We start from the raw sequence: 13,274 nt of genomic DNA on the forward strand, positions 1-13,274 counted from the left end.
GACGGGATCCGGCGGGAGAAGTCCGGGATCACCGAGCGGAAGAACCTCTGGGAAGTCCGCCACGACCCCTACGACATCCGGCTCGTCTGGCTCCGCAACAACCGCGACGGCGGAAGGTGGATCACCGTTCCCTGGCGGCTGCTGTCCACTGCACCGACCCCGTTTGGTGAACTGGCCTGGGACCACGAGGCCCGCAACCTGCGCGAACAGGGCGAACACATCGCTGAGGGCGCTATCGCCAAGGCCGTCGACGGCTTGATGGAGCGGGTGGTCGCCGGCCCCGACGCCGTCCCGGCGCCACCCAAACCGGCACGCGACCGCAAGACCCGCCGGGACCGCAAGGTCGCCGCCCGCACCCAGGCCACCGGCGAACCCGCATGGCCACGGCCCGAGCACCCGCCGGCCCCGCCACCCGGGCCGGCCGCCCCGACTGCGGACGACGAGGAGACCGAGGCCGACGAGCCGCTCGCCGACGTCGTCCCGCTGAAAGTGTTCGACGCACGCAAGGAGGCCAAGAAATGGTGGTGAACACCCGGGAGTTCGGGCAGCCCGAGGACCGGCGGATGCCCACGACCACGCTGGAAGGCTGGCGGCGCTTCGTCGACGAGGACCCGATCGCCTTCGACCTGCTGCCCGAGAAGGAGTGGAAGGGCCTGGACCCGCGCCCCCGGGACGAGTACGACGAAGCCCGGGTCAACTACCACTCCGAGTTGGTCATTGTGGAGACTCCGACTGTCCGGGACGTCCTCCATCAGGGCCGGCTGCTGACCCTGGTCAACCGCAGGGAGATCAGCGCTCGCCGAGGGCTGATCGTTTCCGGGCCCTGGGCGACGGGCAAGTCGACCGCCATCAAGCAGCTGGGACGTGCCCACGAACTGCGAGTGCGCCAGCGCTTCCCGGGACACGACCGCATCCCGGTCGTCTACGTCTCCGCACCGCCGAACGGGTCCCCGCGCAAACTCGCCACCCGCTTCGCGCACTTCCTGGGCCTGCCGATGAAGGCCCGGCACAACGAGATGGACATCGCGGATGCCGTCTGCGAGATCCTCACTGACGCCCATTGCGACCTGGTGCTGGTGGACGAGATCCACAACATCAACATGGCCACCTCGACCGGGAAGGACCTGTCGGACCATCTGAAGTACTTCGCGGAGCACATCCCCGCCACCTTCGTCTACGCCGGCATCAACGTCGAGCGCGAGGGCCTGTTCACCGGTGTTCGAGGCAAGCAGATCGCGGCCCGTTGCGTGATGAAGTACACCGGGAACTTCTCCTACCAGGCCGAATGGCGCTCGATGATCGCGCTGATGGAGGACGCGCTGCGGCTGCACCACCACGAGCTCGGCAGCCTGGTCCGCCTGGCGAAGTACCTCCACGCCCGCACCGGCGGCAGCATCAGCAGTCTGTCCCACCTCATCCGCGCGGCGGCCATCAGCGCGATCGCCGACGACAGCGAGCGCATCACCCGGCGGCTGTTGGAGTCCATCCCGGTCGACCACAACACCCAGTCCGACAGCCCCAGCACAGCCACCGAAGAGGACGACGGCGGAGAGGCCGCTTGAACCGGCGCCTGCCGCCGCCGCGGCTACGCAAGCTCCCGCGCACCCTGCCCCCTCTCCACCACGAGACCTGGGACTCCTACGTCTACCGGCTCGCCGCGGCGAACCGGATCTCCCACCTCGAACTCCACGAGCACGTCGACAACCGCCACCGGCTCCACCCCGACCCGCTGGCACTGGTCGACGCCATCAGCGACCTGTCCGGCCACCCCCGCGACCGACTCCTGAAAGCCCTGCCCGACCTGCGGACTTCGGACCTGACCCAGGGCCTTCCCCCGGCCTGTCACCTCCTGGACCATGGCTGGCGAGTCCAGGCCGCTTGCACGCTCTGCCTGGCCGCCAAAGGGGTCTTCACCCGAGCCCGGCACTGGGTCCGCACCAGCACCCGGCTCTGTCTCCGCCACGGGCGCTGGACGGACACCTACCACGACCAGTTCGACGTCCGGCCGCTGCCGGAGATCATCCAGGCCCAGCGAGACCACCACGACTTGGCTCGCAAACACGGCTGGCAGACCGCCGTGGTCGCCATGCGGCAAGCCGGCGGTTGGTGCTGGCGATGGTGGGAGGACGGTCGCAGGTTCCGGAAGCAGCGTGACCGCAGGCTGCGGCATTTCATCCCGCCGGGTGCCGGCACCTACCGCGAGGACCCCCGCCTCATCGCCAGCGCCTACCCCGACATCGTGGCGCTCGCCGACCTCCTGGCCTCGCCCGAGCTCCGCGGCCTCCCCTTCACCGGCAACTCCCAGGACTTCAGCCGCTTCATCCGCGAAGTCCGCGCCCGAGTCGCACCTGGCTACCGATACGAGGGTGCCGGCGTCGCGGACCCGCTCGTCCGCTGGATCGAGGAAGAGCGCTACTACCGCACCCTGCCCAACCACCCGTTCCCAATGCCGAACGAGCCCCGCACCCACAACCCGGAGCCGCTGGACCAGCTCACCCGCAGACTCAACGATCTCCTCTCCCCTGACACCGACGACCGGGGCAGTTGCGCCAGCTGCGGCACCAAATTGAAGGCCCCCAAGTCGAACAAGCTGTTCTGCTCGACCGTATGCCGATCGCGCAACTGGCGCCGCCAGCAGAACGACCGCGCGCTCCGTGACGCCGCCTCGCGGCAGCAGACGAGGGAGTGCCCGGTCTGCGGGGTCACCTGGCTGGCAGGACTGGAGCGTCGTGCCGACGCTCGCTTCTGCTCGGGCCGCTGCCGACAGGCCGATCACCGCCGCCGGTCAGCGCTCTACGACCGCTGACCGGCAACATCAACTGAGACAATCTCACCGAAGTGCCGCCGACAGGCAACGTCAACTGAGACTCCGCCGAAGATCCGTCTCACCCGACCATGCATCACCGCTGGTCACAGCTTCGACTACCGGCAAGATCAAATGAGACGGGACACCCGTGTTCAACGCTGTACGTACCGTGATGACCTTCGCCGCAGACTCCGAGGCGTCGGCCCGGTGGTGGGGTGAGCTCCTGGACGTCCCCGTGAAGCTGGACGTCAGCGACACCGGGGCGGTCTACGCCTGGGTGGAGATCGGCGGGGTCGAGGTCGGCTTCCACCCGGCGGACGACGAACGCAACCCCAGGGGCGGCAGCCCGGTCGTGTACTGGGGCGTGGATGACGTCGACCGGGTCCGGGAGCGGCTGCTGGCGGCCGGCTGCGAGCACCACCGCGGGCCGCTGACCATCGGGCCGGGCCGGCGCATCGCCCAGCTGTGCGACCCGTTCGGCACCATTGTCGGCATCGAGGGCCCGTAGACGGCATGCGAACGCCCGCTGCCCGGCCGGACCGAGGAATCCGGCGGGGCAGCGGGCGTTCGGCGTTCACCGGTCCAGGCTGACCCGTCTCAACATTGTTTGACGAGTCTCAGCGAGGTTTGACCGTCCGGGCGACCCGGCAGGTGATCTTGACGGGTGGTGGGACGCGGGCCCTGGAGAGATCCTTGACGCTGGGCTCCGGCGCTTTCGGCCCGCTCGTGACCTTCCTGGCGTCCGACGAGGCGCGTTGGATCACCGGGGACGCCACCCCGTCTCTGGCGGCATTGCGCTGACCCCACGCCGTCTTCGCCGCTGACCCGAGCCGGTCGGAGCCGTCGCTCGGGCTCAGCGAGGGCTGAGGAGGCAGAACTCGTTGCCCTCCGGGTCGACCAGAATCTTCCACGAGATCGAGGACTGGTCGATGCCAGGGTCGGTGGCGCCCAGGGCGCGCAGCCGGGATTCCTCTGCCGCCGGGTCGTCATCGAGGTAGGGGGCGACATCGAGGTGGACGCGATTCCACCCGCTCTTGACATCGGGAGTGCACACGAACTCCAGGTAGGGGCCGACGCCTTGGGTGGAGCGCAGGGAGGCGTGGTCGCCGGCGACCTCGTGCACCGTCCAGTCCGTCGCCTCGCCCCAGAACCGGGCCATCGCGCGCGGGTCGGCGCAGTCAACCACCACCGCGGCGATCGGCCCGGTGTCCCGGTAGATGGGGCGGGGTTCCAGGACGCAGAACTCGTTGCCCTCCGGGTCGGCCATGACCGTCCAGGGGACATCGCCTTGGCCCACATCAGCGAGGGTCGCGCCGAGGTCCTTCAGATGCGCGACCAACTCCGCCTGGTGGGCGGCCGAGGTGGTGGCCAGGTCGATGTGCACCCGGTTCTTCACCGTCTTGGGTTCGGGGCGGGTGATGATGTCGATGCAGACGGCCGTGGGGTCGGGGTAGTCGAAGCCCACGGGTTCGAGGTTCGTCACGCCGGGTCCCTCGCTGTCGACACCCCAACCGAGTGCCTCCGCCCAGAACCGGCCGAGCACGGAGTCGTCCTGGGCCTTCATATTGATCTGCACGAGTCTTGTTGCCATGCCGCAAATCCTAGAACCGGGCCCAGAGCCAGAAGTACGCGGTCAAACTTCGCTGAGACTGGTCAAACTTCGATGAGACGGGTCACAGGCCGTGCAGGCTCTCCAGCCCGGAGGCCGCCGCGTACGCGCGCAGGGCGGACTTCAGCGAGCCGGCTGTCCAGCTGGCGCCCCGGGCCGCCGTGGCGTCCCGGTACAGGCCCAGCACCTGATCCGGGCCGAGCTCGTGCCCGGCCTGCCGCAGGACGGCGGGCAGGGTGACGAGGTCGATCAGCCCGGTCACGTCCGGGCGCACGCTCTCCACGTCGAGCAGCACCACCTCGCCGTCCGGGCGCTGGCGCAGGTGCTCGGGCTTGAGGTCGAGGTGGCCCAGCGGCACCAGGTCGGGGCCGTAGGCGTCCGCGTGGGCGGCCAGGACCTCGCCGTACGCTCCCGGGTCCGCGATCCAGGCCGGCGCCGGGGCGCCCTGCAGGGCGGCGATGGTGAAACCGGCCATCGCCTCGGCGGCCTCCCCGGTCAGCCACAGAGAGGCGGTGTGCACGGCGGCGACGCGCTCGGCCAGCACCGCGGGCATCCGCGGCCCGCTCCAGTCGGCGGGCTCGGGCAGGTACTCCAGCAGCAGCGACAGCGACTCCTCGCCCTCCGCGTACAGCCGGGCGATGGGGGCAGTGCCAGCCAGCGGCGCGTACGCCAGCGTCTCCCCGGCGTAGGCGGCCGGATCGGCGTGGAGCTTGAGGACCAGCGAGCCCTCCGGCGGCGGCCGGTGCACCGCGAACACCGCGGCGGTGTACCGGGCGCTGAGCACGCCGATCCTGCCGTTCACGCCGGGGTGGTCGTCGGCGAGGGTGCAGTCAACCCGCCAGCGCCGTCAACCCGCGCCTCCTCGCCTTCGACCGGACCGCAGATCGGTCGCATGAGCTGAGAACGCTTCAGGAATCCCGAAGTTACGTCACAAGCCAGCAGAGCACTCGAAGGAGGACGAAGCCGCTGGCCACAGCCTCAGACACTCAGCGGGGCTCAGGAGAACCCGCGGGATGTCGCACAATCAGCTCGCGCAGCGTCAACCGCTCCTCGTCGACGGGGAGCCACAGCCGCCAGGCGTCCCGCCGCAGCCCCGATGTCGTCTCGTCGACGAAGGTCACTGTCGCCATACCGCAGACCCTGGCCAGCGGCACCGACAGCCGGCCCGGCGGGACGGGTCCGGCGCCCGCCCCCGGTCCGAGGTGGCCGCCGGCCGCCCCATGCAGGACTGTTCCCCACCCCCGCGAAACGCCGTAACGTGGCTCCATGAGCACCCACCCGTCCTCCCGGTACGACGCCGTGATCGTCGGCGGCGGGCACAACGGCCTGGTCGCGGCCGCCTACCTGGCCCGCGCCGGGCGGCGGGTGCTGGTCCTCGAACAGCTGCCCCGGGTCGGCGGAGCCGCGGTCTCCACCCGGGCCTTCCCGGGCGTGGACGCCCGGCTGTCCCGCTACTCCTACCTGGTCAGCCTGCTGCCGCGACAGGTGGTCCGGGACCTCGGGCTGCGGCTCGACCTGCGACGGCGCCGGATCGCCTCGTACACGCCCACCGTTCGGGACGGGAAGCCCACCGGACTGCTGGTGGACGCCGCCGACCCCGGCCGCACCCGGGACTCGTTCCGGGCGCTGACCGGCACCGACCGGGAGTGGCAGGCCTGGCAGCGCTTCTACGGGATGACCGGCCAGGTCGCCGAACGGGTGTTCCCGACGCTCACCGAGCCGCTGCCCTCACGCGCCGAACTGCGCCGACGGATCGGAGACGAGGACACCTGGACGGACCTGTTCGAGCGGCCGCTCGGCGAGGCCGTCGAGCGGGCCTTCGCCGACGACCTGGTGCGCGGGGTGGTCCTGACGGACGCACTGATCGGCACCTTCACCCACGCCCACGACCCCTCGCTCCGGCAGAACCGCTGTTTCCTCTACCACGTGATCGGCAACGGGACGGGCGACTGGGACGTCCCGGTCGGCGGGATGGGCGCGGTGACCGGCGCACTGGCCGAAGCGGCGCTGGCGGCCGGCGCGCAGATCCAAACCGGCTGCGAGGTCACCGCGATCGCCACCGACGGCCGCGGCGACGCCGAGGTGTCCTACCGTCACCGGGACGGCGAGGCGACGGCGGTGGCGCGCCGGGTGCTGGTGAACGCCGCGCCGGCCACCCTGGCCCGGCTGCTGGGCGAGGAGCCGGGGCCCGCTCCGGAGGGCGCCCAGCTGAAGGTCAACATGGTGCTGCGCCGCCTGCCGCGCCTGCGGGACACCGCCGCGGACCCGCGCGAGGCCTTCGCCGGGACCTTCCACATCGCCGAGGGCTACCGCCAGTTGGAGACCGCGTACACCGAGGCGCGGGCCGGCCGGATGCCCTCCGCGCCGCCGTCGGAGATCTACTGCCACACCCTCACCGACCCCTCGATCCTCGGCCCGGAGGCCCTCCGACAGGGCTTCCAGACGCTCACCCTGTTCGGCCTGCACATGCCCGCCCGGCTGTTCGGCGACCCGGCGGCCAAGGAACGAGCGCTGGCCGCGAGCCTGGCGCAGCTGGACGCGGTGCTGGCCGAGCCGATCGCCGACTGCCTGGCCACGGACGCCGACGGCCGGCCCTGCGTCGAGGCCAGGACCCCGCCGGAGCTGGAGCGGGAGATCGGCCTGCCGGGCGGCCACATCTTCCACCGCGACCTCGCCTTCCCGTTCGCCGTCGAGCACGAGGCACCGGGCAGCGCCGCCGCCCGCTGGGGAGTGGCCACCGCCCATCCGAACGTCCTGCTGTGCGGCGCGGGGGCCGTCCGGGGCGGCGGGGTCAGCGGCATCCCGGGGCACAACGCGGCGCAGGCCGTCCTGGCCGACCCGGACCGCTGACGGGCCGGGCGGCCACCCGCCGGCCACCCGCCGGCCACCCGCCGGTCACCCACGGCGATCGCCCGGTGGCCGTCCGGCCCTCGCAGGTGGCCTGTCCGGCCTGCGCAAGGGGTCCGGCCTCGGGAAACCTGGCAGGTCACTCCCAGTAGCGATTTACTGAGAGTGAGCAGGGAAGGAGGGAGGCCCTCCGATGGAATGTCCGCACCCACCCGGGTTCCACGCCGAAGTCCGTGAACGCTACATCGCCGCCGCGGCGGAGGTGACCCGCCTGCTACGAACCGTCACCGAGGACCGGTGGACGGCACCCACACCCTGCCGGGACTGGGACGTCCGCGCCCTGGTGAACCACCTCGCCGCGCAGCACCTCTGGGTCTGCCAGGCGGTGGCCGGCTACACCCCCGAGGCGATCGGCCACCGCTTCGACGGCGACGTCCTGGGGCGCAACCCCGTCGGCGTGTGGGCCCTGGCCGCCGACACCGCGGTCCGCGCGCTCCACCAGCCCGGTGCCCCCGACCGCCTGGTGCACCTGTCCTACGGCCTGCGCGACGTCGGCGGGTACGCCCGCGAACTGACCGCCGAAACCGTCGTCCACGGCTGGGACCTGGCCCGGGCGCTCGGCGAGAACGGCCGAATGCCGACCGGCGCAGCCCGCTACGCCCTCGCGGAGTTCCAGGGCTACCGCAACCTGGCCGGCACCGGCCTGTTCGATCCCCCGCTCACCACACCCCCCGGCGCCGACGCCCAGTACCAACTGCTCGCCCTCACCGGCCGCGACCCGTACTGGTCCGCCGAACGGATCTGACGACGGACGAACGGATCTGCGCACGGACGAACGAGACCCTCCCCCGCCCCGGTGCGGACGGGGCGCGGGGAGGGGCCGGGCTGGTCGTCAGGCGCGGGCGAGCAGCCAGCCGCCGAGGCCGTCGCAGGCGCCGGCGTTGTAGCTGGTGGAGCGGAAACCGGGCGGGACGGGCGAGCCCGGGCAGGCCCACAGGCCCGCACGGGCGGTGTTGTGGCGCCAGGAGCCGGCGCCGTCGCAGCCGTAGGTGGTGTGCCCGGTGATCACGTAACCGGCCACCACCGGGGAGCCCGAGCAGGTCCAGATCCCGTCGTGCGGCAGGTTGTGCTGCCAGCTCCCGATGCCGCCGCAACCGGCCCGCAGGTGGTTACTGATCACGTACCCGGGCACGACCGGCGAACCGGAACAGGTCCATATTCCGTCGTGGACGAGGCTGTGGCGCCACGAGCCGATGCCCCGGCAGCCGGAGGTGGTGTGGTCGGTGATCACGTAACCGGCGACCACCGGGGAGCCGGAGCAGGTCCAGATCCCGTCCTTCGCCGGCTGCTGGTACCAGGAGCCGTACCCGCCACAGCCCTTGCCGTCGTAGTCGGTGATGACGTTCCCGGCCGCGACCGGCTGCCCGGAGCACGCCCACTTGCCCGCACCACCCCACGCGGGCTTGGCCTCCGCCACGGACATCCCGGAGACCGTACCGCCCAGCACGACGGCCACGACCAGCGCGAACGCCGCCGCGGCCGCCCCGATCCCCCTGCCGATCACCGCGGTTGTCGCACGCCTCAGTAGCTGATGAACACTCATATCCCGCTCACTCCAGTCGAATCGGTGGTCGGCGAAGCGTTCCACCGCCGGACTTCCGGCGGCGGAACGGGAGTCACCCTAGCGTGGTGAAGGCGTGGGGATTCAGTGGAGATCCCGGGAAATCGGCGGCGGGGATCAGCTTGTCCGAAAGCCGCCATGACGATCCGCCGTCCCGCCCCGCCGTGACGGACAAGGGGCCGCCGGCGCCGCACGAGCATCCGGCGCCGGCCGGCACCTGCGAGCCGAGCCGTCCGGTCTCGCGGGACGGCCGTCCCGTCCTCCGCCGCGGCCACGGAGCCTCCCCGGCCTCCCCCGGTCGGTCGCCGCGCCACCGCGCCCGGCAGGCGCGAACCCCTCGGTCCCGAGATGTGACGTGCCCCTGTCCAGTTCGTTCGCTTCCCGGTGTGGTGGGATGTGTGCCCACGGGGTGACGAGTGCTGGTGGGGGTGTGTGGTGCGGAGTGGACGGCCGCTGGGGCTGGACGGGGACGCGACGCGACTGGTCGCGGTGGGGCTGGTCCGGCTGGGAGCACGGGAATGGCTGGGCGCCACCGGCGGAGCACCCGCCTGGGTGGGCGGTCTACGGGCCGCCTCGTTCGCGGATGCGTGGCTGTCGTTCGGCGACGCACCGGCGCCCGGCCTGCGGGTGCCCGCGCCGGCCGTGCTGCGGGCCGTCGCGGAACAGGCCGCCGAGCTGGTCCTCCGGTCCTGTGCGGACGACGGGCCGGCGGCCCTGGGGTGGCTCGGGCAGCGGTCGGCCGAGGCCCGCGAGCAGGCACACCGGGAGGGCGTGGCACACCCGGCCGAGCCCTGCGCGCTGACCCTGGTGTGGCACGGCGTGCAGGCGCTGGCCGCCGAGGACGGGCCGTCCCACGGCCGGCGCATCGAGGAGCGCGGTGCCGCGTACGTGCGGGAGCGGCACCGCCGCCAGGACACCCTCGCGCTCGTGCTGTGCTGCGCCCGGATCGCCGCCGCCGCGCTGGTGGACCTGAGTGAGGGCGACCCCGAGCGGGTGGACGGGTGGCTGGAGGAGGGCGCGGCGCGCGCCATGCCGCGCGGCGAGCCCGTGCCGCTGTGGGTGCCGGGGCGGCCCGCGCAGCCGACCGGCTGAACCCCGGCTGCCGGGGGCGCGGTAGTTCAGCCGCCCGAGCCGACCGAACCGTCCGAGTCGACCGAACCGTCCAGGAGGAGGGCCGCGCGGTTCGAGCGGAGCCAGGCCCGCTCGGCCGCCATCTCGGCCGCGTCACCGCGGGCGAGGAAGCTCGCCCACGGCTCCTGGCCGATCCCGCCGAGCCGTTCGATGCGCTCGGCCTCGCGGGACTGGACGGCGTCCAGCGCATCGAGCACGGCGGCCGGCTGCGCGCCGTAGGCGGCGCAGAGGGCGTTGAGGCGGCTCCGCAGGGTGTGCTCGCCGACGATCGCGGCTCTCCGCTGCTGATCGGCGGGCCGCAGCGGCACCGCGTACCAGGCGAGCTGCGCGAGGTCGTCGAGGGCGTGGCCGGGTGCTGCGAAATCCCAGTCGATGAAGCCGACCAGCCGGTCGCCGTCCCAGATGGAGTTCCACGGCCCGAGGTCGCCGTGCCGGATGACCAGGCTGGGCCGCCACTCCTCCTCCTGGCCCTGCCAGCGCGCGTCGGCCGGTGGCCGGAAGTCCCGGACGGCCTCGTGGTACTCGCGCAGCCAGTGCCCCAGCTCGCTGATTCCGTCGGTCGAGCGCAGAGCCGGCGGCCAGGGCGAGAACGCGGGTTCGCCGTGCAGCAGGGAGAGCACCTCATCGGTGCCGTCGATGCCGTGGAGTCGCGGGGCCCGGGTGAAACCCACCGCTTCCAGGTGGGTCAGCAAGGCGTGCACCGCCGGCGTCCACTCGCCGACCGGCCGGCGGATCGTTTCGCCGATCCGCCGTACCGTGGTCACGCTGCCCTTGTCCGTCGCACCGTCCTCGATCACCGGGTCAGCCTAGCCGTACGCCCTGGTCAGCGTGGCGGGAGTTGAGGCGGTGCCGGGCCGCGAGCGATCCCCGGGAACGCTCGCGGTCCGGCACCACGGGGGTGGTGATCAGCGCGGGCCGGGGTCGCTGGTGCCGGGGTGGCCGTTCTCCAGGTGTCCGGCCCAGCGGCGGCGGAACGCCGGTCCGTCCGGGGCCTCGACGGTGACGTCGTACCAGCGGCTCTCGGCGCGCAGGTCGAAGGTGAACCGGGCCGAGGCGCCGGGGCGGAGGGTGCGGCTCTGCTGCGAACCCTTCGCGTAGGCGTTCCCGGCGGTCACCGTCCGGGTCGTCGACCCGTTGTTGGAGACCGTGACGCGCACTTGCTCCTTCGACGGCTCGAAGCGCGCGACCAGCTCGGCCCCGGCCGTGCCCTCGAACTCCTGCACCGAGCCGTTGGGTCCGTGGGCGACGAGGTGGTAACCGCCGGCGCCGGTCAGCGGCCAGTGGTCACCGAGGGTGTCGCCGGCCGAGACCGTGTAGCGGCGAGGGGCCGCCGTCGGCGCCGTCCGGTCGTGGACGTACAGCCACGCGCCCGCCGAGCCCTGGTTGTCCAGTTCGAGCTGGAACCGCCCCGCGGTGTCGGTCTCCTCCTCGTTGACCCGCAGGTCGTACGGGAGGGCGCGGGCCGGGCGGGTGCCCGGCTCCTGGGTGGGCATCCGCTGGGGCAACGGCACCTGGTAAGGCTTGCCCTGGGAGGCGATCGGCGCGGGCACCGGGATCGACACCCGCCGCGCGTCCGCGCCGGAGAAGTCGAGCGCCGAGGTGAGGTCGCCGCAGACCGACCGGCGCCAGGCGCTGATGTTGGGCTCCTCGATCCCGAACCGGGCCTCCAGGAACCGCAGCACCGAGGTGTGGTCGAAGGTCTCCGAGCAGACCCAACCACCGCGCGACCACGGGGAGATGACCAGCAGCGGCACACGCGGGCCGAGGCCGATCGGCTGCAGCCCGCCCCGGTCGGCACCGGGGACCAGCGGACTCATCTCACCCGGGTACTTGGCGAGGTCGAGCAGCTCGTCACCGAGGCTCGCCTCCAGATCGGAGGAGACCAGCCCCTGGCCGCCCGCGCGGCTGACCACCGGCGGCATCGGCGGGACGACGTGGTCGAACAGGCCGTCGTTCTCGTCGTAGTTGATGAGGAAGACGGTCCTGCCCCAGACCTCGGGGTTCGAAGTGAGCGCGTCCAGTACGAGGTTGATGTAGTAGGCGCCGTCGGTGGGCGTGGCGGAGGGGTGCTCGCTGTACTTGTACGGCGGGACGATCCAGGAGACCTGGGGCAGCCGGCCCTGCTCGACGTCGGCCCGGAACTCCTTGAGCGTGTGGTCGGTCGCCCCCTTGTCGACGAGCGGACCCGACGCACCCTCGGCGACCTGGAACCGCTCGAAGAACATCAGCGAGTTGTCGGTGTAGTTGTCCGTCGGGGTGCCCGGCTCGCCCGAACCGCCCTGGTACAGCTTCCAGCTGACGCCGGCCGACTCCAGTCGCTCGGGGTACGTCGTCCAGGTGTAGCCGTTGGTGCCGTTGCGCTCCCACAGGCCGGGGCCGTTGGGCTTGCGCCCGTACACGTTGCGGGGATCGCTGGTGCCGGTCCAGAGATAGATGCGGTTGGGGGCGGTGTCGGCGTGGACCGAGCAGAAGTACGAATCGCAGACGGTGAAGGCGTCGGCCAGGGCGAAGTGGTACTGCAGGTCCTGGCGCTTGAGGTGACCCATCGTCATGACGTCCTGCTTCTGGTTCACCCACTGATCGTGGCGCCCCTCGTTCCAGGCGAGGTGGCCGCTGCTCCAACCGTGGTCGGTACCGGCCTGGTGCTCGGTGGTGTTCCGGGGGTCGATGTACCACGGCAACACCTCCTGCTCGGAGGCCGGCAGACCGCGGTCGTAGTAGCGACCGGTCTTTACCGCGGCGGCGGGCTGGTGCCAGTTCGGCCGGCCGTCCGGCAGCTGCGTGGGGCGCGGGTCGTCGAACCCGCGCACGCCTCGGAGGGTACCGAAGTAGTGATCGAAGGAACGGTTCTCCTGCATCAGGATGACGACGTGTTCGACGTCCTCGATCGAACGGGTCCTGCTGATCGCGGGCAGGGCCAGAGCCTTGCTGACCACGGGCGGGAACGCGCCGAGGCCTGCGGCGGCGACGGAAGCGCCGCCCAGCTGGAGGAATCGGCGCCGGTCGATGGAGGCCATGTGAGGTCCTTCCCGTCATAAAGGCATGGGTGGGCCGGGGAGGCTCGAACATAGGGGCCACAGGCAGGCCGAACACAGTCCGCAGGCGAACGTCGCATGAGCTTTCGGCCAACTCCTGACGGGGAAACGCGAAGAACCCCCATCCGGAATCCGGATGGGGGTTCTTCTGAATGATTGTTCGGCGGCGTCCTACTCTCCCACAGGGTCCCCCCTGCAGTACCATCGGCGCTGTGAGGCTTAGCT

12 protein-coding genes and 1 pseudogene are annotated in these 13,274 nt (G+C 71.9%); 7 read left to right on the forward strand and 6 right to left on the reverse strand.

Going from position 1 to position 13,274, the window contains the following annotated elements; all coding sequences use genetic code 11:
* The 4 genes and pseudogenes from ACGF12_RS36970 to ACGF12_RS36985 all read left to right on the forward strand — a co-directional run.
* Positions 1–528 (forward strand): annotated as a pseudogene (locus ACGF12_RS36970) (integrase); the annotation flags it as partial.
* On the forward strand, positions 519–1,562 hold the full coding sequence (locus ACGF12_RS36975; RefSeq protein WP_393040511.1) for an ATP-binding protein: 1,044 nt from the start codon (positions 519–521) through the stop codon (positions 1,560–1,562). The pseudogene ACGF12_RS36970 and the gene ACGF12_RS36975, both read left to right, overlap by 10 nt.
* Complete coding sequence (locus tag ACGF12_RS36980; protein WP_393040514.1) at positions 1,559–2,806, forward strand: TniQ family protein; 1,248 nt, start codon at positions 1,559–1,561, stop codon at positions 2,804–2,806. Before ACGF12_RS36975 ends, ACGF12_RS36980 begins: the two co-directional genes overlap by 4 nt.
* 148 nt (positions 2,807–2,954) lie before the next feature.
* Positions 2,955–3,314, forward strand: a complete 360-nt coding sequence (locus ACGF12_RS36985) for a VOC family protein (RefSeq protein WP_393040517.1) — start codon at positions 2,955–2,957, stop codon at positions 3,312–3,314.
* 345 nt (positions 3,315–3,659) lie between these two features.
* Here the strand turns inward: ACGF12_RS36985 and ACGF12_RS36990 are convergent, their stop codons facing one another.
* The 3 genes from ACGF12_RS36990 to ACGF12_RS37000 form a co-directional block, all read right to left on the reverse strand.
* The gene (locus ACGF12_RS36990; RefSeq protein ID WP_393040520.1) at positions 3,660–4,397 is read right to left on the reverse strand and encodes a VOC family protein; all 738 of its coding nucleotides are present in this window, start codon (positions 4,395–4,397) and stop codon (positions 3,660–3,662) included.
* A gap of 82 nt (positions 4,398–4,479) precedes the next feature.
* The gene (locus ACGF12_RS36995) at positions 4,480–5,217 is read right to left on the reverse strand and encodes a hypothetical protein (RefSeq protein WP_393040524.1); all 738 of its coding nucleotides are present in this window, start codon (positions 5,215–5,217) and stop codon (positions 4,480–4,482) included.
* A 184-nt stretch (positions 5,218–5,401) separates the two neighbouring features.
* Positions 5,402–5,545: a hypothetical protein gene (locus ACGF12_RS37000; RefSeq protein WP_393040527.1), complete on the reverse strand. Its 144-nt coding sequence runs from the start codon at positions 5,543–5,545 to the stop codon at positions 5,402–5,404.
* 136 nt (positions 5,546–5,681) lie between these two features.
* Here ACGF12_RS37000 and ACGF12_RS37005 point away from each other — a divergent pair, with 136 nt between their 5' ends.
* On the forward strand, positions 5,682–7,265 hold the full coding sequence (locus tag ACGF12_RS37005) for a phytoene desaturase family protein (protein WP_393040530.1): 1,584 nt from the start codon (positions 5,682–5,684) through the stop codon (positions 7,263–7,265).
* Positions 7,266–7,455: 190 nt separating this feature from the next.
* Entirely contained in the window at positions 7,456–8,067 is a 612-nt protein-coding gene (locus ACGF12_RS37010; RefSeq protein ID WP_393040533.1) for a TIGR03086 family metal-binding protein, read from the forward strand.
* A gap of 87 nt (positions 8,068–8,154) precedes the next feature.
* Here the strand turns inward: ACGF12_RS37010 and ACGF12_RS37015 are convergent, their stop codons facing one another.
* Entirely contained in the window at positions 8,155–8,865 is a 711-nt protein-coding gene (locus ACGF12_RS37015) for a hypothetical protein (RefSeq protein ID WP_393040536.1), read from the reverse strand.
* A 450-nt stretch (positions 8,866–9,315) separates the two neighbouring features.
* Between ACGF12_RS37015 and ACGF12_RS37020 the strand changes: the two genes are divergently transcribed.
* The gene (locus tag ACGF12_RS37020; protein ID WP_393040539.1) at positions 9,316–9,975 is read left to right on the forward strand and encodes a hypothetical protein; all 660 of its coding nucleotides are present in this window, start codon (positions 9,316–9,318) and stop codon (positions 9,973–9,975) included.
* A gap of 26 nt (positions 9,976–10,001) precedes the next feature.
* On the opposite strand, the gene ACGF12_RS37025 is transcribed toward ACGF12_RS37020, so the two are convergent.
* Positions 10,002–10,811 carry a phosphotransferase gene (locus ACGF12_RS37025; RefSeq protein WP_393040542.1) on the reverse strand — a complete coding sequence of 270 codons (810 nt, stop codon included), beginning with the start codon at positions 10,809–10,811 and terminating at the stop codon, positions 10,002–10,004.
* 108 nt (positions 10,812–10,919) lie between these two features.
* A complete protein-coding gene (locus tag ACGF12_RS37030) occupies positions 10,920–13,031 on the reverse strand; it encodes a phosphocholine-specific phospholipase C (RefSeq protein WP_393040545.1) in 2,112 nt (703 codons plus the stop codon).
* Positions 13,032–13,274 lie beyond the last annotated feature (243 nt).

It is taken from the genome of Kitasatospora sp. NPDC048296, assembly GCF_043201815.1.
Classification (GTDB): Bacteria; Actinomycetota; Actinomycetes; order Streptomycetales; family Streptomycetaceae; genus Kitasatospora.